Origin of the sequence: Robertmurraya massiliosenegalensis JC6 (genome assembly GCF_000311725.1) — a bacterium.
Classification (GTDB): Bacteria; Bacillota; Bacilli; order Bacillales; family Cytobacillaceae; genus Robertmurraya; species Robertmurraya massiliosenegalensis.
On the sequence record NZ_HE978514.1, the window covers coordinates 396,901 to 420,680 of the forward strand.

The following is a 23,780-nucleotide window of genomic DNA, read 5'->3' on the forward strand; positions in this document are numbered from 1 at the left end:
GGTGATTCTTTTGAAATTCAAGAAACTTTCTTTATCATTGCTGGCAGCATTCCTTTTGACTGGAGTTCTAACAGCATGCGCAGACCAAAATGAGGTAGATACAGAGGAGAATGAAACAGAAACACCTGCAGAAACTGAAACAGAAGAAACAAACGAGTAATTTCATATATTGAGAGACCTTCACATTTTTTTTGTGAAGGTCTTTCATTTCGTTAGAATCCGATTGGGTCCGCAATTACGCTAAAAAAGAGCGCAATTATTCCCGAAAGGGGCGCAATAAAACGAAAAACCGGCGCAATTATCACCAATAGGTTAAGCCTACTCCTGTCATGATATGTGTTGACGTATCCACCTTTTGATTCCTCCCTCACATTTCTATCGCATGATTTTCTCTTTTTTCCACAAGTAGCAATCCAAAACATCTTCAACAATCGTATTCGCAGCATCTGGAACCGCAATTTCTGCTAATGATGATTTCATTTCCTTGAGTCTTTCCTCATTCATGACAAGATTCTCTGTTTCTTCTGCAATTTGACCCCATTTTTCACAAAATATAGCTGCACCTGCATTTTGAAAAAACAAAGCATTTTCTTTTTCCTGACCTGGGGTTGCTCCAAGTAAGACAATAGGGACATTTTTGACAGTAGCCTCTGATAAAATAATTCCACCTGGTTTTGTGATCACACATGTGGCCACATCAAATAATTCATCCATATTGGTAACATATTTGAAAAGACGAACATTACTTTCCAATTGATATTTCTCCCGGAGCTGAGCATATAATTGCTCATTTTTCCCACATACAACTAAAACTTGCAGATGCTTGTTTTGCTGCAATTCTTCACAAATATATTTTATTTCCTTTGATACACCGTAGGCACCTGCGACAATGAGGACCGTTTTTAAATGGGGGTTTAATTGATATTTATTGAAAAGAAAAGGACGAGACAACGATTCTTCAAATTGTTTTCCAACTGGGATTCCAGTAATGGCTATTTTGCGTCGTTCAACACCATTGTTCGTTAAAATGGTTTGAAGATGCTGTGTTGCAACGTAATATTTCTCAATTGAAGGTTGGATCCACGCATGATGGAGGCAATAATCTGTGACAACAGTGAAAGTGGGGATCATCTTATTTGTTTTCTTTGAAAAGTATTCAACTGCATAGGATGGATAAGTATTAATAATGGCATCCGGCTGCTCTTCCTCTACGATCTTATTCAAAGTCGAATATCCATAAGGAAACAATAGGATATTTGGGCGTTTAGTAATTTCCTGGCTGCTATAGTAAAAAAGTCGATAAAGATGTTTGCCACTCTTTGTAAAACTTTTTAAATATAATTTTCTTGTCCATTCATTTAAGCGAGGATTCGTTTCTTGATAAATATTCCTCACACTGACATCCGCACGATCTTTAAGTGCAAATTGTTCTTGAAGTGCATGTGCCACTTGAAGATGCCCATTACCATAATTAGCAGTCAAAATTAACACTTTTGGCTTTCTCATCAATCTATATAACTCCCCTTTCTTGTTCTATCGGATTAATGTTAAGAAAAATGGGATAATTAGCGTTTAGCTAAGTAAATAACTACTTTTAATGTAGCAAAAAAATATGGAGGCCATTTTAAGAAATTGTTAAATTAAGAAATGCACAGGAAATGAAGATAGGAAAAAAGGCAGCCATTCTACTATTCAGGGCTGCCTTCTCTTATTAATTTTTTGGAAACAACGTAGACAAAAAGCTCTTAAAAGACCAACTTGATTCTTTACTTTCAATTTGTTTTTTATTCTTATAGGCTCTTTCACAGAGGATTTGCTGGCTATCTATTTCCAGTTCACCTTCTGCTCTTTTTGCATAATGATAAACACCAGTGGAGTCTTGTTCACGTGCCTTGCAATTATCTTTTAGCATAAGATCCAGCATATCATGTACACGTTCTTTCAGATGATCTTCTAAAATAGGGAATAAAATCTCGACACGATTCTCCATATTGCGCGTCATCAAATCGGCGGAAGATAAGAATACTCGATTTGCACCGTTGTGATGGAAGCAATAAATCCTTGTATGTTCTAAGAATGCTCCCACAATACTACGAACCTTAATATTCTCACTAACACCTTTAATTCCTGGTCGTAAGCAACAAATGCCTCTAACAATTAAATCGATTTTCACTCCAGCAATTGACGCTTCATATAATTTCATGATAATTTTTTTATCTGATAGTGAATTCATCTTTAAGATGATTCGACCATTGCCAAACTGTTTATGGTAGTCGATTTCTTCATCAATCAGTTGAATAAAAGTATCCCGTATTCCAAAAGGAGCAACAGCGATATGATGAAACGTTGGCTTAACCATATATCCACTAAGGAAATTGAAGAAATTCGTCGCATCAATTCCAATTTTATGATTTACGGTAAGCAAACCTAAATCAGTATATATTTTAGCAGTAGCATCATTATAATTTCCTGTTCCTAAATGAACGTATCTTTGAATGACTCCATTTTCACGTCTTACAATTAGTGTAATTTTACTATGTGTTTTTAAATGAGTCATTCCATAAATTACATGACATCCTGCCATTTCTAGTTCCTTCGCCCATTGAACATTATTTTCCTCATCAAAACGTGCTTTTAACTCCACTAAAACGGTAACTTGCTTTCCATTCTCGGCCGCACGTTTAAGACTGTTAATAATAGGCGAATCACCACTGACTCGATAAAGCGTCTGCTTAATAGCGAGAACATCTTTATCATCTGCAGCCTGCGAAATAAAATCAACAACATGTTCAAATGAGTCATAAGGATGATGAAGCAATACATCACGCTGTTGAATAATTTGAAAAATGCTTCCATCTCCTTCTAAATCAAGTGACGGTTGAGGGATAAACGATGTTGCACATAAATGTTCATGAGTCGCCTCAATGGTTTTTATAAATGAAAATAAGAACGTTAAATCAAGCGGTGCTTGTATAAAGTATACGTCATTTCTATGAATCTCTAATTCTTCTATTAAATAGTCGATCACTTTTTCATCACTACGTTGATATTGTACTTCTAGGCGGACTGCCGCACCCCACTTGCGTTTTTTTAATTCTTCTTCAATTTCATGTAGCAAATCTTCTGCTTCGTCCTCATGAATATTTAGATCCGCATTACGTGTAATACGAAAAGGCGTTACAGATTTGACTTCATAACCTAATAACAGCTTATTCATGAATTGGGAAATCACTTCTTCTAAAAGAATAAAAACTCTTTCATCATTCTCTGAGGGAAGTTCAATATAACGATTAATAACTGCAGGAACTTGGACAATGACCAAATTCCCATCAAAAGGGAAATGCTTCTTTTTCTCAGCAATGGTTTCTTCAATCACCACTGCTAAATTAAGTGATTTATTTAAAAGCATTGGGAAGGGTCGATAGGCATCGACTGCCATAGGAGTTAATACGGGAAAAATTTGCTCATCAAATAATTCCTCTAAAAACGACAAGCATTGAGGAGAGACCTCATCAATCGATACAAATTTCACATTTTCTCCTGCTAATAATGGTGTTAGCTGATACAAAAAGGCCTGGTCTTGCTCCCTTACTAGAGCATGTGCTATATCTGAAATGGCACTTAATTGTTCCTTAGGTGTTAGCCCCGCTTTATTTTCAGGCTTATTATAGCCAGCCTTCACTTGGTCAAGTAAGCCAGCGACACGGACCATAAAGAACTCGTCCAAATTAGAGCTAAATATCGATAAAAATTTAAATCTTTCTAATAAAGCATTGCGCTCATCAAGAGCTTCTTCTAATACTCTATAATTGAAATTTAACCAACTTATCTCCCTATTATTATAATGATCAGGATTATTTAAGTTAACTGCTACAGAGCTTTCGTCTGCTTTTTGCATTAATCCCATCCCCTTTTTTCTTTCTAACAACATTACACTACACTATTAATGTAAAAAAATTGTAAATTATGTGTGTTTTTTTTATTTAATTTTTGACAATATGTTTTTTCTAGCATTTATATAGTTATAATAGTTAGATAATCATTTTCTAAAGGAAGTGTTCTATACATTGAAAAATAAAGTTGTGGCATTAATTGATATGGGCTCCAACTCTATTCGATTAGCGATATATCAAATCGACAGTGTCGGTCATTATAAAGAAATAAAAAAGAAAAAATGGCAGCTCGACTTATAAATTATATGAAAGACGGAGAATTATCCGAAGAAGGAATCCGGCTTATTATTTCCACCTTAAAGGATTTTCATGATGTAATGAAAACTTTTGACATATATGAAGTGATTGGATTTGCCACTGCAGCGATTAGACAATCTTCTAACCGTGAAGAGATTTTATCCGAAATAAAAAAAGAAACCGATATCTCAATGAAAGTGTTAAGTGAGTATGAAGAAGCTTATTACGGGTATCTAGGTGTCATCGATTCCATCGATTTAAATGATGGTATTACCATTGATATAGGTGGTGGAAGTACCGAAATCACACTCTTCCACAAACGAAACTTAGTAGAATATTATAGTTTTCCATTCGGTGCTGTATCTTTGAATTCTAAATTTAATTTCGGGGATCAAGTTACAACGAAACAACTTGCGGAACTTCGTGCTTATCTTCTGGCCCAATTTCAAAGTCTCCCTTGGTTACGTAATGTCCATTACCCGATTATCGGAATTGGTGGAACTGCACGGAATCTAGGAAGAATTTATCAGAAAGCACAGGACACAAATGAATACACACTTACATTTGATGATATAAATAAAATCATTTTGGAATTATCTTCATTATCCGTTGAAGAACGCACCAAAATCAAGGGGCTATCAAAGAAACGAAAAGACATTATAATCCCTGGCATCATGACATTTTTAACTTTAATGGAAGTTGTTCAAACCCCTCATTTTATTTTCAACGATAGATCGATTCGAGATGGAATTTTGAAAGAAAGATTGAATGTAGCATGTGACGAGCATAAGATAGGATGAGGAATGGATCGCAGTTATAAGGACTTGAAAGAGGTGCGTAAGAATGTTTACGCACCCTTTTTTTATCAACAACACTTACTTAAATCCTACCCGCATGCGATAGCTAAATAGGATCTTTCTCGTTTCTCCGCAGAATACCTCTTTCACATGATGACGAAAATCTTCGAATGCAACCTTAAGATCTTTTTCACCTAGTTTCAATCCAGTTTGCAATCCACCTTGGCTAAGGGCGATATTGGCATAACGCTCTGCATCACATTGCTCCCAGTTATGAAAGACGATCTCCTTTGCAAATGAAAATAAGCCAGATTGCTGAATTTGTTGCAAATGTTTTTCTTTGCTCCATCGATGGGCCCGACTTTCGTTCGGAAGCAATTCGGCAAGCCGCTCCTCAACATAAGCATATAATTTCAGGTAATGTTCTTCCAAACGCCAATCACATGTTGGCGGCCAATCACAATCATATGCTGCAAATATCCCGTTTGGACGAAGCACTCGCGCAAACTCCTTTAGAGTAGACTGCGGATCCATCCAATGAAAAGACTGGGAACATGTAATGATATCTGCACTGCCATCTGCTAACCCTAGTTCATGAGATAATCCCTTAATGAATTGTAGGTTCATTGGCTTCCCTGATTCTTCCCAACGCTCTTCAGCTACTTGACGCATATCATCATTAGGTTCTACTCCTATTATCTTGTCAGCAATCCCCAACCAAATAAAAGAAGATAACCCTGTACCACAACCGACATCAGCAACTAGGTTCGGTTTATCCTTTAAATAATTGGTTAAAATTTTTATGACCTCTTTTGGCGCACTTGGACGATTTTGATCGTATAGATTTCCAAAACCAGTAAATCGTTCGATATTATGAAGGTTTGCTTCTGACATAGACTTACTCCTCTCGAACCAAAAATGTGAATGTTGTAATGGTTGTATCACCATTGTATTTTACAAAAGACGCAAATAACAAGTTTCAATTGCAACTCTTTTATTTAATGAAACTGACATTCCCTTCACAGAACTGATCTATACATTATAGAACAATTCTGTTATAATATATATAGAACAGATTGGAGGAGTTATATGATTATTCGGATCGAGTCGGATTCAGAAATCCCTATTTATTTACAGATATCCAATCAAATTATTGATGGTATTGCACGAGGTAATATTCAATCTGGACAATCACTTCCGTCTGTCAGGAACTTTGCGGCAGATCTTGGTATTAATATGCACACCGTCAATAAGAGCTATCATTATTTAGAACAAAAAGGCATTATTCAAATCGTACCGAAATCCGGTGCCATCATTTCTTCACCACAAGACTTCAATGAAAACGTACACATAAAGCTCAAAGATGAATATAAACATCTTATTGCAGAATCCATCGTTACAGGCATGACGACCTTACAAATAAAAGAGCTAGTTGCAACGGTGATTGAGGAATTTAAAAAAAGCAATAAAGAAATCAACTAACAAGGAGGAACCAGAATGACTTTAGCCATCTTTCTTTTTATAGCGATTATTATCGCAGCTATTCAAACAACAATTCCTTTCTTAGTAAACCGTTCCATCATTTTCGGAGTCACGATTCCAGAACAACACTTACAAAACAAAACGCTGTTATCGTATAAGAAGAAATACTCGCTGATGGTTGGGGGTGTATCAGCGATTCTTCTAGGGGGATATGCTCTTTGGGCTCTACTACAGCCCGTTACCCAAGAACAAATTGTCATCATTGGAACCATTCTTGAGTTTACGATTATTCTATTTAGCTTTTCTCTCTATTTTTACTTTCATGGAAAAGCGCTTCGTCTAAAAAGAGATAAGCAATGGTTGGAAAACATAAAGAGCATTAAAATCGCTGATTTATCAGCACGCGCCAAGGATGAAATGCTGCCGTGGCCAGTATATTTACTACCGATGGTGATCACAATCGGAGTAATGGTTTATACCTTTCTTCAATACGATTTATTGCCACAGCAAATTCCAACACATTGGGGAATTAACGGGGAAGCAGATGCTTTTACAGATAAAACTTTCATGTCAGTTCTCACTCTTCCCCTCACTCTTTTTATGATGCAGATCATGTTTTTAGGAATTCATTTAGGAACCAAAAAGTCGGGGATTAAACTAAGCGCAGAAAGTACTGTAATGTCGAGACAAAGACAACTTAGTTTACGGAAATACTCTAGCTGGCTCATGTTTTTTGTTAGCTTTCTTCTCTCGATGATGTTAAGCTTTTTTCAACTACAAACGATTCACCCTGATCTCGTTTCATCAACAGCTATGTTTTTAATCCCACTTGGATTTCTATTCCTTGTTCTAATGGGAACGATTGTATTTGCGGTCAAAGTTGGATTTTCTGATAAAAACCATTCACCACAAATAGAAGAAAAAATCATGGATGCCAATGAAGATTCCTATTGGAAAGGCGGACTCTTTTATTTCAATAAAAATGATCCATCGATCTTTGTGGAAAAGCGTTTTGGCGTTGGTTGGACGATCAATTTTGCTAATCCGCTTGGATATCTCATTGTTCTTGTACCACTTATTGTGATTCTTCTGTTTTCATTTTTATAAAATCTAGAAAAGATGTTCTCTAATTGGAGAGCATCTTTTCAGTACGCTGTTTTCGTATAGGTTGTGGTTTTTCTCGTAAAAACCCAGAAGCCGGTTTTTACCCATATGTCACTGTTACTGCTATACATTAAATGTGCGACGGCACTTTTCGCTTCCTCTCTTTTTAGTCTTTACGAGAAGATATAGGCATTTTATGAACTTATTATTTTCCAAAAACAGCAATGTTTGCGAAAAGAGCCTTTCTGTAAAAAAAATTGAAGTTTTCATTCCTATTTTGTATAGATGGTTATATCTTTCATATGTTCACTAGTTGTGGTCGTATGCCTTTATATGCTCGCTCTAGTAATTGCCGGATCGCTCGTTCATTAATCGGACTTGGATTATAGTATGGGGTTTCTGTTGCTATTTTCGCTGCAACGTCTAGATCGCTTTCTTTCATACCAATCTCTTTCAATGAAATGGGAACTTCGAGAGAATTCATTAAATCAAATAACGCACCTGGTGCATCATTTTCATCACACCCGATTGCCCTTGCAATCACTTTAATCGCTTCAGGGGCTCCATTTGCATTATACGAAATAACGTGTGGTAGTATGACTGTATGCGTTTCTGCGTGGGGGAGATTATAACTTCCGCCAAGGACATGACATAACTTGTGATGGAGAGCCATCCCTACAGACCCTAAAACAGTCCCTCCTAACCAACATCCATATAGTGCTTTGGAGCGAGCATTTGTGTCGAGTGGATCAGCTAATATTTTCGGAAGGCTCAAACTTAGTGTGCGTATGCCTTCTTCCGCTAAAAGGGACATGATCGGGTTTGCGTTTTCTGCATACAGCCCTTCAACACAGTGTGCTATTGCATTCATACCACTCGTTACAGTCAAACGTGAAGGAAGTGTATAGGTGAGTTCAGGGTCGTAAATAACCGACTTCGGCTTCACCACTAAATTTTTTCCTGTTTTTTTCAGTCCATTCTCTGTAATCCCCCAAATAGGTGTCATTTCTGATCCAGCATAGGTTGTCGGAATGGCCACTATAGGAAAGGAAGTATGTAATGCAATTGCTTTAGCGAGACCGATTGATGAACCACCTCCTACAGGAATAAGACTATCTACATTCTGTTTCCTCACAAGTTTCAGTGCCTCTTCAACTGTGTCCAAAGGAACATGTTGACGGGCTTTCGTATATACTCCGCCACATAAATTGCTAAGTAAGCTTTGCACTTTTTCTGCTAGTTCACTCTGTTCTTGCGTCGAAATAACTAATCCCCTTTTCCGACCTAATTTCTTTAATTCAAATTGAACCTTTTTTATTTTTCCGGTCCCAAATATGACTCTATTTGCCTGAACTTCATATACGAAACTCTCCAATTCTCTTCCCTCCTTCAACAGGCACTCAAGATCATTTAACTAGCTCCAATCTATTTAGAAAAATAATGAGTCAAGGGCATATTGACCTGGTCCAATTAAAGCAATACCAACGGAAACGGCTATTAACGTTAAGTTATACTCATATCCATTTGCTTGAGCCCATAATCCATTTGCACCATGTACCTTCACCACCGAAACAATCATAGTTCCAGCAATCAAGATCCCTGATAAGGGGGTTAAAAGCCCGATAGCAAACATTATTCCTCCAACAAATTCTGCTAATCCTGCGAGTAGGGCCATCGTTACACCAGGCTTTATACCAATCGAATCAAACCAACCACCTGTTCCAGTTAAGCCATTGCCACCAAACCAGCCAAACAACTTTTGAGAACCATGTCCAATAAACAAAATTCCAATGACCAAACGAATGATTAATATCCCTATATCTACCACCTTACTACTCATTCCTTTCAATGTTCTATTTGATTTTATAGATCAATAGCAACAATGTTTGAAAAAAGAGCCTTAATTAAATATTCCCCTCATAGCTAGAGGCATTTTTCATCACTGCTGTATAGCAGTATTGTTGTAGTTTTATCGTTAAACCTCCACTTCCAAACTTCAAACGTGGATTTTTGGGCTCTGTAAGAGATTCGAGAAAAATTAATATATTTCTACGGCGCACTAGAATATCCACGAGCCCATTTTTGTAAAACCAAAGATCAATCGTATTATAAACACCTCTATTCACCCCATATTTACGAATACAGAATTGAATAAAGGAAAAATCCGCTAAATGAATGATGTCATTCGTGATTGAAACCATTTAACTCCCCCCTTCACCGGATAAACGTTTTCAATTCACATTTGAAAATAAATGATGAGGTTAGTTCCTTCCTTCTGCTATTGTTTCAGACGTTGTCTTTAAAGATTTCTGCATGAACACAACTTCATTTGCTAACTTTGAGATACGCTTTAATACATCCACATCGACCAAATTATTTTCAAAAAAATGATTTTTATGAGCATAAACATAGCTTGGTGCTGTATATGCTCGTAAATATCCTGCGATCGGTTTTAATTGATTTTCTATGACTAAATAATGTTGATATGTGCCCCCAGTTGCAACAAATCCCATTACTTTATTACGAAAGACACTTGGCTCCACTAAATCAAATAAATTTTTCAGCACGCCTGTGATAGATCCTTGGAAAATAGGTGTTCCGATAATATAAAAATCAGCTGCTGCAATTAAGTCTATGACTTTTTTTGTATCCCCAGTATAAGCAGCCGGAACACGACCATCACAGAACTGCACATCAAACTTTTTCATATCCAGTAACTCTACCTTAATATCTGGATGATTACACTGTATTTCTTCAAGTGTTTTTTTTACAATCGTAAGTGTTTTTGATCCAGTTATGGTTCCCGAAATGCCGAGTAATCTCATGTATATCCACTCCGAATCGATATTAAAAAGAAGGTAGACTCGTTCAAGTACATTTCACTCACGAATGAACCAACCTTCTTTTTTCTAAACAAAGTTATTTATTTGCTACAGGTGTTGAAGAAAGGAACTTAATTGTTGTATTTAATACGTCTTCTAATTTTTCGGCCTGCGGGTAATGAGAAGTATTCTCTATAATTTCTACTCTTGAGCCTGGGATTTTTTTATGAAACTCATACGCATAATCAACAGGAACAAGCCCATCTTTGTCTCCCCAAATAATGCATGTGTTCGCAGTAAGTCTATGAATTCTACGCTTTAGTCCTTTTTCAGGGATTGGCCACATATACCGACCAGCTTCCGTTAAAGCTATAAGGTTCTCTACGATCGCTTCAATTCTTTGTTCTTCATCCTCTGGCAAAGTTGAAAAGGCTTTAGCAGCTTCACAATTAACATCAGCAAACATTTTAGTTAATAATACATCCGGTGTATTAACTAATGAGAACACGTCTGTCACCGGAGTTTCGTCAATCCATAGGCCTACCGGACAAATAAGAACTAGGTTTTTAACCCTCTTTGGATCAGTTGATGCCAGTTCTGCAGCAAGCATCCCCCCAAAAGAATGCCCAATCACATTCACCGACTCAAGTCCAAGTACGTCAAATAGCTCATAATAATAAAGGACTAAATCCCACCAACCTTGCAACTGGTCATTTCCTGTAGATCCACCGTGACCAGGAATAAAAGGAGCATACACTTTGTAATGCTTAGATAACTCTTCTAAATATGGATCCCAAACATTTCCACCTGCTCCATGAAGAAATACTACAGGTTGCCCTTCGCCCTTTATAAGAACCTTGGCAGTTATGTTATCTCTTACCGTGATCGTCTCTATTTTTGGTGAAGACATACTTTCACTCCTCCTTAGTCAAAGCTTTTATTTCATTACCTCTTTGTTTTTATTCAATTGAATTTCTGGCCAATTCGTAACAGGCCATTGCTCATCCCACATATCACGTAAATGAGGCATAACTTCTTTCGCCATTAATTCAATATTTTTACAAGCTAATTCATGTGGCATTGATCCATGATTCAATAAAGCAATGATGTTCCCCACATGCAGTTTTTTAGAAGCCTCTTTAAGTTGGTCACGCACACTCTCTGGCGAACCAGCTATAATAAATCCTTGCTCAATTAGCTGTTGCCAATTTAATCCTTTTCTTAACTGTGCTCCGGCTCCTTCTGAACCATACTGACTCCTCATCCCAGCTGCAACGCTTCTTGGAGAACGATAACCTGGAGCCTCTGCATATCTTGGCGATACATGAAATGATTTTTCAAAGAAGTAATTGATGTGCTCCTCATACTCTTCCTGAGCCTTTGCGTCTGTCTCTGAGATACAAATTAATTGAACAAAGGAGGTTTTATATGGATTCATATCGTAGCCTTTTTCTAAGCGTCTCGCCCAAAATTTATCAAATTTGTCTTGGGCAAACTTATGCCCATAAAAGCTTAGATAAGAATAGTTATAATCATTTTCTGCAACCCAATCCCAAGTCTCAATGCTCGCCCCACCACCTGGAATCCAGATGGGTGGATGTGGACTTTGGTGCGTACGTGGCCAAACATTTACATAACGGAGTTGGTTGTATTTCCCGTTGAAATGGAACACCTCATCCGTTGTCCATGCTTTTTTAATTAGATCATGTGCCTCATAATATCGTGGCCTTAACTCTGCCGGGGAAACGCCGTATGCATAGTTGGTATCCATCGACGTTCCAACAGGAAAACCTGCAATTAAGCGCCCACCCGTAATCACATCTAACATCCCAAATTCTTCTGCCACACGAATTGGAGGATTATAAAGCGCCAAACTATTTCCCAATATAAGAAGACATGCCTTCTCAGAATCTTTCACCTTTCTAGCAAGTGTTCCTGCAATGATATTCGGCGATGGCATCATCCCATATCCATTACTATGATGCTCATTCACTCCAACTGCATCAAAACCTAAATCGATGGCCAGTTCATACTGTTCAATATAATCGTTATACATTTCATGGCCCTTTACAGGATCATATAATGTTCTTGGTATAGAGATGTATACGCTTTCATAATCCTTTTCAAAATTCTCAGGTAAATCACGATATGGCATTAGGTTCATAAAGATAAATTTCACTAGATTTCCCTCCTCAGCTTTACATACCATTAAATATAAATATTCTATTTATTAATCTTCTGAATTTGAGGATTTACCACTGGTTCAAGATAATCAAAAATTTCTTCCTTTTCATCTAGTTTCCAAGGTGGTAACAATAAAGTAGAACCTAAGTCTTCGATAGATTCATCGATTGCTAGGCCAATATCTGAGGTGGAAAACTCACATAAAATACCACCAGGTGATCTTACATAACAGGAGTGAAAGTAATGACGGTCTTTAATTTCCGAAATATCTGTGTACCCAAGGCCTTCAATAAAATGTCTTACTTTATTCATTTCTTCATCATCCGCAACAGCGAAGGCAACGTGATGGACAATACCTGCACCATTAATCCAACTCCCTTGTGGAAGATCTGGCTCATGTTTAAAATTGATAGTTTTCGCTGCTCCGCCCTCATTTATTTCTAATTGATAGTATTGACCATCCTGCCCTGTTAGCCTGAATCCCATAGGTCCCGTGAAGAATCGCATTTGTTCATCCACTTCACGAATAGACATGGTTACACTATGGAATCCTTTGACAGCATACTCTTCTGATATTTCCTCTGATATATATGCTTCTCTTTGATCATTTGGATCTTCTACCAGTTCAAAACCTAATCCACATGGATGGAAAAATGATAGACGTTTTTGTCCAAATCTTTCTTCGATTTCTCCATGTTCAACATTCTTTTGCTCAAAACGATTCTTCCAAAAATCTAATGATCCCTCTGGTACCGTGAAACCTGTTATACTAATTTGTCCTGAGCCTCTTCTTCCATAAACCCCAGATTGTTTAAATGGAAACGATGTCATAATTGTTCCAATTTCAGCTTTTTGGTTCCCATAATAGAAATGATAAATTGGTACGTCGCCATCCATTAATACGGTTTGCTTGACTAAGCGCTGTCCTACAATGGTTGCAAAGAAATCAACGTCTTCCTGTGCACCTTCCACTCCAGCAGTCACGTGATGAATACCTCGAATAATCCCACTTAAATTTTCCATTTTTCTCCTCCTATGATTTAGGTTTAACTGGATTTACTCGTGTCCAATAAATCCATTAAAAACACTATAAAGAACTGAGCTAACTAAAATATTACATGCAACTTACAATTATCCGAATTTTTAAATTATTATCTCAACTGAATTGATTTCACCATGTATAAGCCAAATTGATTGTAAGTCTTATCCATTTCTATTGACATCTAACCAACTTACTTATACTATTTATAGTGACATGTAAGCGCATTCAAATTTAGGATAAAGAGCACTAATCAACTAAATTTTTTATACTTACAACTAACCTCCTATCGATAAAACATCTCTCCTATTTTTGTTATCCCTATTGAAATAAATCTAAGAACTTAAAATGAGTTGAATGATCATGTAATTTGATACAATGTTTTGACTTACGTTAAGAGGGAGGAATAAAATGTGGAATTTCTCGAATCCAAACTAAGAGTCCCTTATTACACACCATATCTAGTAAGAGAACGACTATTTTACTTACTGGAAAACAACTTAGACCGTTCTCTAATATGTCTAACAAGTGAGGGTGGGTATGGGAAAACAACCTTGATATCAAGCTTTATCGTAGAAAATGATATTCCAGCAATATGGTACCAGCTATCTCACCTGGACAGCGACCCTCAAATTTTTATATCCTATTTTAAAACCGCCATATTAAGGCATATTTCAGTCGACTATAACGTATATGATGCTCCAATAGAAAATGTTGACATGGAACTCAGAAACATATCTACGATTCTCTCTACCTGGCCAAAAAAATTGATTATTGTTTTGGATAACTATCAGTCTATTAATGAATGTGAAGAAATTGAAGGTATTTTAACTGTGCTTATTAAGCACGCATCTCCCCATGTAACATTTATCATTACAAGTCGGATTAGGCCAAATTTAAAGCTGGTCCAATTAAAGCTCCAAAATCGCTTGCTTGAATTAGGAACTTGCCAATTGTCTTTTACAAAAGAAGAAATTGAACAGTTCTTTGTCCAGTTACACCATATCAGTCTACAAAATGATGAAATCGAGTTGATTTACAATAAAACGGGAGGATGGGCTGCGAGTCTACAGCTTCTAAAAGATTTAATTAAAGATGTGAATACTTCAGAACGTCCTTTTTTTTGGATTAAGTTTAGGGGCACACCTGATATTTATGATTACTTAGCATCAGAAATCCTTGCTTCTCAAACAGAAGAAATTAAAACATTTCTTTATAAGACTTGCTTATTTACCGAACTGAATGCTGATACGATCAATCAATACCTCAATATTACCAATTCAGAACAGATACTTAACCACCTATTAGAAAACCATCTATTTATCTATAAAAATGATGTTGGAACAATTAAGTACCATACGATTTTTCGTGCTTTTTTACACAATAAATTATCTGAATATTTTATAAAATCAGATATAATTGGTTTTCATCGCCGTATTTCGCATATTTACGAACAAAAGAGAGAGCATTTTCTTGCTTTTACCCACGCTCTTGCAGGCATGGATTACTTACTCGGGGCAAAACTAATGACCAATATGAGAAGACAGTACGAATCTTCACAGTTTTTAACCTTGATAGATGGATTATTAGAGGAGATTTCATCAGAAGGCTTTTCTGCTTCAAGCATCATGCTTTACCTAATAAGATGTATGCCCTTAGAAATAAGTAAAGATTTAATTCCACTATTACAAAAGAAAATTGATGATACGAAACAAATAAATTCACTATTGCTCGCAGATCTTCAACATCTATTGGCGGGATTAAACTTTTATACAGGAGATATCGAAAGGTCGGAACAGCTTTGTAGCGATTCTCTTTTACACTCTATAAAAAATAAGGATCATGAATTAATTTCGATTAATCTTTCACTTAGGGCACTAATATCTTTGTACAAAGGTCAATTGGATAAAGCGATCCAGTTCTCAAAACAAGCTTTATCATACCCAGACAAAAACGGAAACTTTCATCCTCACCATATGGCAACATGGATTCTTTCAGAAGTATTTCTAGAACAAAACGAGCTATCAAAAGGGGAACATTTATTGACAGAGACATTAAAACTGTCTGGTCAGCGCTATGATTGTTCGATTATTTACCCTTATTGTTCAATGGGAAAGTATTATCGTTTAAAGGGAGATTATCAAGAATCCTTAAATTGGATAAGAAAGGCAGAGTCTATCGCTCTAGAATTTAATATTGAATATGATCTTGGATGGATCTATTATCAACTTGCGCTCACTTATATGAAATTAAAAAATTTTCATGAAGCGGAAAGTTCTTTATCTAGATCTCTTTTATACCTAACTTATTCTGACTTCTTAAAATATCTGGTGAAAGCCTTACAAATTCAAGTATATCAAGAATTAGGAAATTCAATTCTTGCTGCAAAATTGCAAAAAGAAGTTGACCTTACCACCGAAGAAAAGAATTATTATTGGTTGAAATTTGAAACGAGCTCAGAGGTCGATAATAAAATAAAGGTCAGCGAGAAAAGGTCTGGTGAGTACAAACTTTCTCTTCATACACTTGGGAATTTTGAAATAAAATATGAGGATAAAATTATTTCGATAAAGAGAAAATCAAGCTTACAGATTTTACAATATTTTATTGCTAACCGTAACAAAAAGATTAGTAAAGACAGCCTTATCGATCAAGTTTTTCCAGATGGCACTTTTGAGTCTGTAAAAAACCAATTCTACGTGTCTTTATCTGATCTACGAAAATCGTTAGAACCCACTATCAAAGCCAGAAGGGATTCCTCTTTTATTAAACGCCATATGGAACATTACTCTTTTTGCCTCGATGAGGTGTATTTAGATGTTGATGAATTCACTCAACTGGTTGAACAAAGGAATGTCTTTACAGAAAACGATCGATTAAAACAATTGAAAAGAGCTGAAGCGCTCTATCAAGGAGATTTCTTTGAAGGATATCCTTATCATGATTTTTTAGAGGAAGAGAGACATAAACTACGTTCCCTATTTTTATCCATCCTTCAGGAACTCGCAGATTTTCATTGGAAAAATGGCGAGTTTAAGGCTGGAATCGAGTATTATGAGAAACTCATCAAAAAAGATCCATATAATGAAACCATCTATGTAGAGTATATGGAGCGTTTACTAATAAAGAATTTTCCTTTACAGGCAAAAAAAGTATCCGAGCAGTATAAAAATTTTATAGAAAACGAACTTGGAATACCGGTTGGCGAGAAAGTTCAATCCCTTTTTCGGAAATATACGCATTCATCGTGAAATTAGCAAAAGATATTATTAAGTAGTACGAAGTGTTCTACCTTTTTTTATTTTCACTTCACTCCACCCATCATCATTTGTAAGTATTTTGTAAGAATCATTCCTTAATATTGAGATTATAAACAAGCGATGGATGGAGGAGAATCCTATTGATTAATAAAATATATGAATCGATCGATGATGCAGTAGCCGATATAGCTGATGGCAGCACGATATTATTTGGTGGTTTTGGTGGAGCGGGAGTAGCATACGAATTGATACTTGCCCTCTACAGACAAGGTGCAAAGGATATCTTCGGAGTCAGTAACAATCCTGGGTATGAGCATGAAGGCATTGCGAAGCTAATCTTACACGACCGTCTATCAAAACTAACATGCTCATTTCCTAATAACAAACAAAGCTATGTTTTTATCGAAAAATACAATCAGGGCAAAATTGGTCTCGAATTGATTCCTCAAGGAACATTTGCTGAACGAATCAGAGCTGGCGGAGCTGGTATTGAGGCTTTTTTTACGCCAACTGGGGTTGGAACAGATGTTGCAGTTGGGAAGGAGGAACGAGAAATTAACGGTATTTCTTGTATTTTGGAACAGGCAATTCGAGGGGACTATGCGTTCATTAAGGCAAAGAAAGCAGACCGTTGGGGCAATCTGGTTTATAACAAATCAGGCCGTAACTTTAATCCAGTTATGGCCATGGCAGGCAAAATAACGATCGCAGAAGTCGATGAGATCGTCGAAGTTGGAGAGTTGGATCCGGAGACGATCGTGACTCCTGGAATTTTTGTTCAGCGCGTGGTCAAAAGGAGTGGGTTATGATGGAAAAATGCAAATTGACGAGAGAGCAAATTGCCCAAAGGATTGCCAAGGATCTTCAGACAGGAGACATCGTGAATATTGGCATAGGAATTCCCGTTTTAGTCAGTAATTACGTCGCCTCTGATGCCGAAATTATCTACCACAGTGAACAAGGTGTACTTGGCATGGGGGAAAAAGCAAAACCTGGTGAGGAAGATCCGGATTTAGTGAATGCCTCAAAGGAACCTGTCACCCTGGTTCCCGGTGGCAGTTACTCCCATTCTGCTGATTCTTTTGCCATGGCACGAGGAAAGCATATTGATGTAGCTATTTTAGGTGGTATGCAAGTGTCAGAAAAAGGCGACCTAGCCAACTGGAAAATAAAAGGTGTAAAGCTTGGCAGCATTGGCGGTGCTATGGATATTGCCATTGGAGCTAAGAAAATCTTCATTGCCATGACACATACTAGTAAAAATGGAGATATTAAAATCGTCAATCAATTAGATTATCCTGTTACAGCTCTTCGATGTGTAGATCGGATTTATACCGATTTGGCTGTTATTGATGTTACTCCTAACGGGCTTTTGCTAAAGGAAATTGCCCCTGGTTTTACGGTAGAAGAAATACAAAATGTTACGGAACCAATATTGATGATAGATAAAAATCTGAAGCGAATGGAAGTTTAGTAGAATTAATGAATAAGGTCGTTCACCTTAAAGCGTGAACGACCTTATTATTTTTTTCAATCTCGATAATCCGTGTTATCCTCCACATACTTAAATACTTGCTGACCAATACTGTCTTTTCTACCTCTTTCCATTTCTTCGACCAAATGGGCGACTAATCCCACGGCACGTGAGGCTACAGCAAATGACTTTACAACACGGTAGTCAATTCCCATATCAGACATAATGGAACCAATCACACCCACAGCATTTAGCGTGATTTTTTTGCCTTTTGATTCACAAAATTGTTTGTGAATTTCTAGTAATAGTAGGGAATGTCGACCGAGGAACCTCGTTTCCTTAGCAATTTCGAGTAATTTTTCTGTTCTAGGATCTTCTACTTTATGAATATGGTGCCCGAAGCCAGGTAATAGAAGCCCTTTTTCTTTTCTATCATGAATGATAATTGAAGCTAGCTCTTCTATACTTTTATCATCACCATACTCTACAAAGGTTTTTTGTAGCATTTCAGCTACATATTCCATCGCTCCTAAATATACGGTCCCTGCACCTAATAGGCCTGCTGCCACTGCCGCTTGAACAGCTTCTGGTGCCCCAAGATAGGTCAATCTTGTCGATAGAGAGCTAGGAGTAAAACCGTGTTCACAAATAGCAACTAAAATGGCATTCAACATCTTCGATTCCTGTTCAGTGGGAATACGATGTTTTGCCCCTAGAAATGCCATATCAGCAAGTGTGATTTTTCCTATCAAATCGTCTGCAAGATCATAACCATGTACTCGAATAGTATCTTCTGTTGATTTACCAATTTTTGTTTGAAATTTCATTTTTTTATTTCCCCCTGTCTAATGATTAAATTCTATTGTTCCTTTGTCAGCAAAGTCTCTTTCATAATGATACGAGCAGCAGCAATTTCTTCGTCATTTACTAAATGCCCCATCCCTTGGTAAATCCGTTTATCCGTCTTTGCCCCTAACTTAGCGAAGATAGCTTCCGATTCATGAACACGCTCTATCGGTACCCATTCATCTACATCACTTGTCCCTAAGAAAATAGGAGTACCATTAAACTTTCCTTTAGCTGACCATTCTGTACCTTCTGGTCCAATCAGCCCACCAGTAAAAATCAATACACCACCGTACCGTTTAGGGTTTCTAATGGCATATTCCGATACTAAGCACGCTCCTTGGGAAAAACCCATCAACACAATTCTCTCTGAAGGAACACCTTGTTTTATCCATTGATCTATAATTGAACTACATACATCCAACGCATAAGATAAAAATGGTTCATTTTTTTCTAATGGATCCATAAACCTTCCTGGATACCAACTATTTTGAAAAGCCTTTGGAACGGCGTAGTGTACCCTGTCAAGTGCAATTCGCTTAGCAATTTCAATCATGGTTTCCGGAGATTGGTCTCTTCCATGAAGAGAGAGCACATGTGTCTTTGCCTTTGAAAAATCTTCCCCGAAATAATGAATTGGCTCTTGCATGTGGACATTCATGTAAATCACCTCTATAAATTTCTCTCATACATTCCAACAGTTAATTTAAGTTTACGCAACTGAGCTAACAAATTTCTTACACGGTTTATGTATTTCTATTAAAATTGGATATCTGCTACATCACAAACATAAAATCGTATCGATATTTATTCATTTCAATATTTTATCTTTAAAGATCACTAGTTATAGTGAAAAGAAGACAATAAAAAAGACACTTGGGATATGTATAACCCCAAATGTCTTTATAAAGAATCTTATCCATTTACTAGTTTCGCACGAAGTTTATTTGAAATAAATTCGATGATTAAAATAAGAACGACTAATCCGATTAAGATCGAACCAACTTGTTCCCACTTATAGCCCTGCATTGCGAAAATGAGCGGGGCACCAATTCCACCAGCACCTACTAAACCTAAGATTGATGCTTCACGCATATTCATATCAAAACGATAGATCATAACCGAAAGAAAGATCGATGCCAACTGAGGAATAATCCCGTAACGAATTTTTTCAAAGGTTGTACAACCGATGGAGGTCATGGATTCCAACACTTTTACATCCAACTCTTCGATTGCATCCACATACAATTTAGATAACATTCCGATGGAGGTAATTCCGATCGTTAACACACCAGCAAAGGGTCCTGGTCCTGTTACGCGGATAAACATCAAGCCATAAACAAGAGCAGGAATGGTACGGATAAAAATTAATACTAAGCGAATGATCCAAGCAACTGGCTTTGGGACAATGTTAGAAGCGGATAAAAAGGCCAATGGTACCGCCAAAACAGCACCCACTAATGTTCCCAATAAAGCAATAGCAAGGGTTTCCCATAGTAAATATAAAACACCTTTATTTGAAAGGTCGAACAAAAATTCTAAATCTGGGTTAAAGAGTCCACCTATTATATTTGACGCAATCTTCATTCCATTGCTGTCCAATTTAAGACTTAATTCAGTTACAGACCATGCTAAAAGAATAAGAACGATGGCTACAACTGTTAGGACATATCGATGATTGCGAGGTGCTTGTAGTAACTGCTTTTCTATTGTCGTCATACCCCGAACTACTCCTTTAAATTAACTTTTTCCTAAAGTGTTCACTAATGGTCTCAATTGTATATACCGTAATGACCAACATTAATACGATCATTCCAAGACTTGAATAATCACGCCAGCCAATCGTTTCATTAATCAATTTTCCAATTCCACCTGCTCCTACATAACCAAGAATGGCCGCATAACGGACATTTCCTTCAAAACAGAACAATGATGTAGAAAGGTATCCAGGTAGTATTTGAGGAATGATCGCATAGCGGAATGCTTCAATTCGTGTCATCCCAATGGACTCCATCGCTTCAAAGGCACCCATGTCGACATTTTCAATTGCTTCGTACATTAACTTCCCAACATAGGAAATTGTAAAAAGAAAAATTGCGATCGTTCCTGCTGTTGCAGGTAAAGAAAAGACATATGTTGCGATTAATGCTGTTACAAGCGTTGGCATCGTTCTAAGTAGACTAAGTACCGTCTTACAAATTGATACGATCACTTTATTTTTGATAATATTGGCAGAAGCAAGTAATGCTGCTGGTAAAGCAATGATTGCTCCCGCAACAGAACCGAATAACGACATCTTGAGCGTTGACATCAACTCTGGCCAAATGCCATCAATATAGCCCCAGTTTGGTTTAAGCATTTCTGAAATAATAATAAAAAACTGATAAATTCTCTTAAAAAGAATCTCAAAACTAAAACCTGTAATTTGAGCAGCATAATAGACAGCAATAATGACTAGCAACAGAATAAGCGGGGTACGAGATCTTTTTTCTAATACGACCTTACCGTTCGATAATTCGATTTTTTTCGGAGGAAAAATTTTATCATACATGTGCATGACTCTCCTCTAATGCCGCCTTCAATTCTTCAATATTACCGCTATAAATGTCATGAAGAATGTCGTCTGAGACCTTGGATGCCTCACCATCAAAGACCACTTCCCCTTTACGAATTCCAATGATTCGATCCGCATACTCTAACGCTACTTCAACATGGTGAATATTCATGATAACAGAGATATTCAGCTCTTTATTAATTCTCTTAAAGTCATCCATAACTAATTTTGACGTCACAGGATCTAAGGATGCAATCGGCTCATCCGCTAAAATGATATCGGGATTTTGGGCAAGTGTACGGGCCAATGCCACACGTTGCTGTTGCCCACCTGATAATTGATCAACACGAACATAAGCTTTATCAAGAATTCCAACTTTATCTAAAGCTTCTAGTGCTTTTCTTTTCTGTTCCTTTGTATATAGACCTGTAATTTTTCTCCATAATGGATTATCGGGAACAAATGATACAAGCACATTCTTTAAAACGGTTGTTCTTGTGACAAGATTGAAGGATTGAAATATCATCCCAATTCTTCTACGGAAACGACGGACTTGTTTTCCTTTCAGATTAGAAACATTGATGTCATCAACAAGCAGTTCACCGCCTGTAATATCATGCATCCGATTAACACAACGAATTAACGTTGATTTTCCCGCACCTGATAGACCAATGACCGCAACGAATTCACCTTGCTCAATTTTCAAGTTGATATTTTGTAATGCTTTTGTTCCATTCGGGTAGACTTTTTCAACATTAATAAACTCTATCATTGGTATTTCTCCATTCTATTAAGTGTCTCATCTAGCATAAACGTGAAAAAATGAGAACATCCATAAAACCGATGTTCTCACTTGTGCACACCTTTGACATATTACATAAATCAAAAATTATTTTAATTCTCTTAAGAATGCTTGTGCATCTCTTTCGCCATCGTAATCAGCAGCCTCAGCTTTTTGATAACCTTCATGGCTGTAAATTGCGATAACTTCTTTACCTTCATCTGTTTGAGCAATGTTTATGAACGCATCTTGAATTGCTGTTTTTAGGTCATCAGTCATAATTTCAGAGTTTTTACTAACAGAAACTGTGTCATTAAAAATCCCTTGAGTAACACCAATAACATTTGTTTCATCCCAAATAGATGCTTCACGAGCAAATTCAGTTGTCCAATTTTCTTCGTAATCACGACGTGCATCAGCATACATCGTGATAACATCTACTTGCTCTGCAGCTAGTTTTACGACGGAGTCACCGTATCCGTTAGATTGAACAGCATTATCTAGATCTGTTATGCTCTTTCCAAACTTATCTTGTAACCATAAAGTTGGATAGATATAACCAGCAGAAGAAGTAGTTGATTGTGTAGACCATCTTGCATCTTTTAAATCTTCCCAAGTTAATTCTTCGCCATTGTTTACCTTTTCAGCAAGTGCTTGTCCTTTTTCAGATGGACCTGCAACGATAAGACTGCGGTAGTAAGTTGCTTGCTCATCCGCTGATCCTTCAGTTGGCTTGTTGTCATTCCAATCTTTAGGATTATCAGAATCATTTGATAAAGCAGCACGTGTTGCGGTTAAAATAACTTCAGCACCATCATCATATAATACATATGTTCCACCAGGAATTAAGCCGACATCCGTCGTTCCTGATGAAAGTGCTTCTCCAACCGCTTCGTATGTTGTACCTACATTAATATCTACATTTTCTACGTCAAACCCGAGAGTACCTAATTCTTCTTTTAACATGTCTTTAAGTGGTTCTGTTGCTGTCACGATTTCTTCTGGATCACGTGAAGGTACAAAACTTACCTTAAGAGTTTCAATTTTTGTATTTCCTGAATCTGTATCAGATTCACTTGCGCTGTCTGAGTTGTCGTTGTTTGAACTACAACCAGCAATAATTGCGATAATGAAAGCAAGGCCAAGCAAGAATTTCAATTTGTTTCTCATGTCTGTTTTTTCCCCCAGTGTGTGTTTTATGATTTTTAAAACATTTACTGCACTTCCATGACAAAGTATAACACAAA

Annotated in this window: 24 protein-coding genes; 8 read left to right on the plus strand and 16 right to left on the minus strand. The window is 36.9% G+C overall.

The annotated features are described in order from the left end of the window. The first annotated feature begins 10 nt into the window (after positions 1–10). On the plus strand, positions 11–160 hold the full coding sequence (locus BMSHG_RS28280; RefSeq protein ID WP_019155363.1) for a hypothetical protein: 150 nt from the start codon (positions 11–13) through the stop codon (positions 158–160). 215 nt (positions 161–375) lie between these two features. Here BMSHG_RS28280 and BMSHG_RS15480 read toward each other — a convergent pair whose 3' ends face one another. Both BMSHG_RS15480 and BMSHG_RS15485 read right to left on the minus strand, forming a co-directional pair. Continuing rightward, on the minus strand, positions 376–1,506 hold the full coding sequence (locus tag BMSHG_RS15480; RefSeq protein WP_034658951.1) for an MGDG synthase family glycosyltransferase: 1,131 nt from the start codon (positions 1,504–1,506) through the stop codon (positions 376–378). Positions 1,507–1,711: 205 nt separating this feature from the next. Then, a complete protein-coding gene (locus BMSHG_RS15485; protein WP_019155365.1) occupies positions 1,712–3,898 on the minus strand; it encodes an RNA degradosome polyphosphate kinase in 2,187 nt (728 codons plus the stop codon). Positions 3,899–4,067: 169 nt separating this feature from the next. Between BMSHG_RS15485 and BMSHG_RS29295 the strand changes: the two genes are divergently transcribed. Both BMSHG_RS29295 and BMSHG_RS26310 read left to right on the plus strand, forming a co-directional pair. Continuing rightward, positions 4,068–4,193 (plus strand): hypothetical protein, encoded by a 126-nt coding sequence (locus tag BMSHG_RS29295; protein ID WP_262362276.1) that lies wholly within the window; start codon positions 4,068–4,070, stop codon positions 4,191–4,193. Further along, positions 4,175–4,990 (plus strand): Ppx/GppA phosphatase family protein, encoded by an 816-nt coding sequence (locus BMSHG_RS26310; RefSeq protein ID WP_019155366.1) that lies wholly within the window; start codon positions 4,175–4,177, stop codon positions 4,988–4,990. The genes BMSHG_RS29295 and BMSHG_RS26310 overlap by 19 nt, the downstream gene beginning before the upstream one ends. Positions 4,991–5,065: 75 nt before the next feature. On the opposite strand, the gene BMSHG_RS15495 is transcribed toward BMSHG_RS26310, so the two are convergent. Continuing rightward, positions 5,066–5,881, minus strand: coding sequence for a class I SAM-dependent methyltransferase (locus BMSHG_RS15495; protein ID WP_019155367.1), 816 nt, complete (start codon positions 5,879–5,881; stop codon positions 5,066–5,068). 195 nt (positions 5,882–6,076) lie between these two features. Here BMSHG_RS15495 and BMSHG_RS15500 point away from each other — a divergent pair, with 195 nt between their 5' ends. After that, positions 6,077–6,469 (plus strand): GntR family transcriptional regulator, encoded by a 393-nt coding sequence (locus BMSHG_RS15500; protein WP_019155368.1) that lies wholly within the window; start codon positions 6,077–6,079, stop codon positions 6,467–6,469. Positions 6,470–6,484: 15 nt separating this feature from the next. Then, positions 6,485–7,576: a DUF1648 domain-containing protein gene (locus tag BMSHG_RS15505; RefSeq protein ID WP_019155369.1), complete on the plus strand. Its 1,092-nt coding sequence runs from the start codon at positions 6,485–6,487 to the stop codon at positions 7,574–7,576. A gap of 295 nt (positions 7,577–7,871) precedes the next feature. Here BMSHG_RS15505 and BMSHG_RS15510 read toward each other — a convergent pair whose 3' ends face one another. The 7 genes from BMSHG_RS15510 to BMSHG_RS15540 form a co-directional block, all read right to left on the minus strand. Then, complete coding sequence (locus BMSHG_RS15510; protein ID WP_019155370.1) at positions 7,872–8,948, minus strand: maleylacetate reductase; 1,077 nt, start codon at positions 8,946–8,948, stop codon at positions 7,872–7,874. A gap of 54 nt (positions 8,949–9,002) precedes the next feature. Beyond that, the gene (locus BMSHG_RS15515) at positions 9,003–9,413 is read right to left on the minus strand and encodes a DoxX family protein (protein ID WP_392397253.1); all 411 of its coding nucleotides are present in this window, start codon (positions 9,411–9,413) and stop codon (positions 9,003–9,005) included. Between the two features lie 64 nt (positions 9,414–9,477). Next, entirely contained in the window at positions 9,478–9,774 is a 297-nt protein-coding gene (locus tag BMSHG_RS15520; protein ID WP_019155372.1) for a hypothetical protein, read from the minus strand. Between the two features lie 60 nt (positions 9,775–9,834). Further along, the gene (locus BMSHG_RS15525) at positions 9,835–10,398 is read right to left on the minus strand and encodes an NADPH-dependent FMN reductase (protein WP_019155373.1); all 564 of its coding nucleotides are present in this window, start codon (positions 10,396–10,398) and stop codon (positions 9,835–9,837) included. A 94-nt stretch (positions 10,399–10,492) separates the two neighbouring features. Then, entirely contained in the window at positions 10,493–11,305 is an 813-nt protein-coding gene (locus tag BMSHG_RS26315) for an alpha/beta fold hydrolase (protein WP_019155374.1), read from the minus strand. A gap of 27 nt (positions 11,306–11,332) precedes the next feature. After that, positions 11,333–12,574 carry an LLM class flavin-dependent oxidoreductase gene (locus BMSHG_RS15535; protein WP_019155375.1) on the minus strand — a complete coding sequence of 414 codons (1,242 nt, stop codon included), beginning with the start codon at positions 12,572–12,574 and terminating at the stop codon, positions 11,333–11,335. 44 nt (positions 12,575–12,618) lie between these two features. Beyond that, positions 12,619–13,602, minus strand: coding sequence for a VOC family protein (locus tag BMSHG_RS15540; RefSeq protein ID WP_019155376.1), 984 nt, complete (start codon positions 13,600–13,602; stop codon positions 12,619–12,621). Between the two features lie 429 nt (positions 13,603–14,031). On the opposite strand from BMSHG_RS15540, the gene BMSHG_RS15545 reads away from it, so the two are divergent. The 3 genes from BMSHG_RS15545 (at position 14,032) to BMSHG_RS15555 (ending at position 18,352) form a co-directional block, all read left to right on the plus strand. Further along, positions 14,032–16,869, plus strand: a complete 2,838-nt coding sequence (locus BMSHG_RS15545; protein ID WP_019155377.1) for a BTAD domain-containing putative transcriptional regulator — start codon at positions 14,032–14,034, stop codon at positions 16,867–16,869. 149 nt (positions 16,870–17,018) lie between these two features. Next, positions 17,019–17,687, plus strand: a complete 669-nt coding sequence (locus tag BMSHG_RS15550) for a 3-oxoacid CoA-transferase subunit A (protein WP_019155378.1) — start codon at positions 17,019–17,021, stop codon at positions 17,685–17,687. Beyond that, entirely contained in the window at positions 17,687–18,352 is a 666-nt protein-coding gene (locus BMSHG_RS15555) for a 3-oxoacid CoA-transferase subunit B (protein ID WP_019155379.1), read from the plus strand. The genes BMSHG_RS15550 and BMSHG_RS15555 overlap by 1 nt, the downstream gene beginning before the upstream one ends. 56 nt (positions 18,353–18,408) lie before the next feature. Here BMSHG_RS15555 and BMSHG_RS15560 read toward each other — a convergent pair whose 3' ends face one another. The 6 genes from BMSHG_RS15560 to BMSHG_RS15585 all read right to left on the minus strand — a co-directional run bounded on the left by BMSHG_RS15560 (position 18,409) and on the right by BMSHG_RS15585 (position 23,703). Beyond that, on the minus strand, positions 18,409–19,179 hold the full coding sequence (locus tag BMSHG_RS15560) for a citryl-CoA lyase (RefSeq protein ID WP_019155380.1): 771 nt from the start codon (positions 19,177–19,179) through the stop codon (positions 18,409–18,411). Between the two features lie 32 nt (positions 19,180–19,211). Further along, positions 19,212–19,859, minus strand: a complete 648-nt coding sequence (locus BMSHG_RS15565; protein ID WP_019155381.1) for an alpha/beta hydrolase — start codon at positions 19,857–19,859, stop codon at positions 19,212–19,214. Positions 19,860–20,113: 254 nt separating this feature from the next. Then, positions 20,114–20,917 (minus strand): phosphonate ABC transporter, permease protein PhnE, encoded by an 804-nt coding sequence (gene phnE / locus BMSHG_RS15570; RefSeq protein ID WP_019155382.1) that lies wholly within the window; start codon positions 20,915–20,917, stop codon positions 20,114–20,116. Positions 20,918–20,933: 16 nt separating this feature from the next. Further along, positions 20,934–21,749: a phosphonate ABC transporter, permease protein PhnE gene (gene phnE / locus BMSHG_RS15575; protein ID WP_019155383.1), complete on the minus strand. Its 816-nt coding sequence runs from the start codon at positions 21,747–21,749 to the stop codon at positions 20,934–20,936. Beyond that, positions 21,742–22,524 (minus strand): phosphonate ABC transporter ATP-binding protein, encoded by a 783-nt coding sequence (phnC, locus tag BMSHG_RS15580; RefSeq protein WP_019155384.1) that lies wholly within the window; start codon positions 22,522–22,524, stop codon positions 21,742–21,744. The genes phnE (BMSHG_RS15575) and phnC overlap by 8 nt, the downstream gene beginning before the upstream one ends. A 117-nt stretch (positions 22,525–22,641) precedes the next feature. Further along, the gene (locus tag BMSHG_RS15585) at positions 22,642–23,703 is read right to left on the minus strand and encodes a phosphate/phosphite/phosphonate ABC transporter substrate-binding protein (RefSeq protein WP_019155385.1); all 1,062 of its coding nucleotides are present in this window, start codon (positions 23,701–23,703) and stop codon (positions 22,642–22,644) included. Positions 23,704–23,780 lie beyond the last annotated feature (77 nt).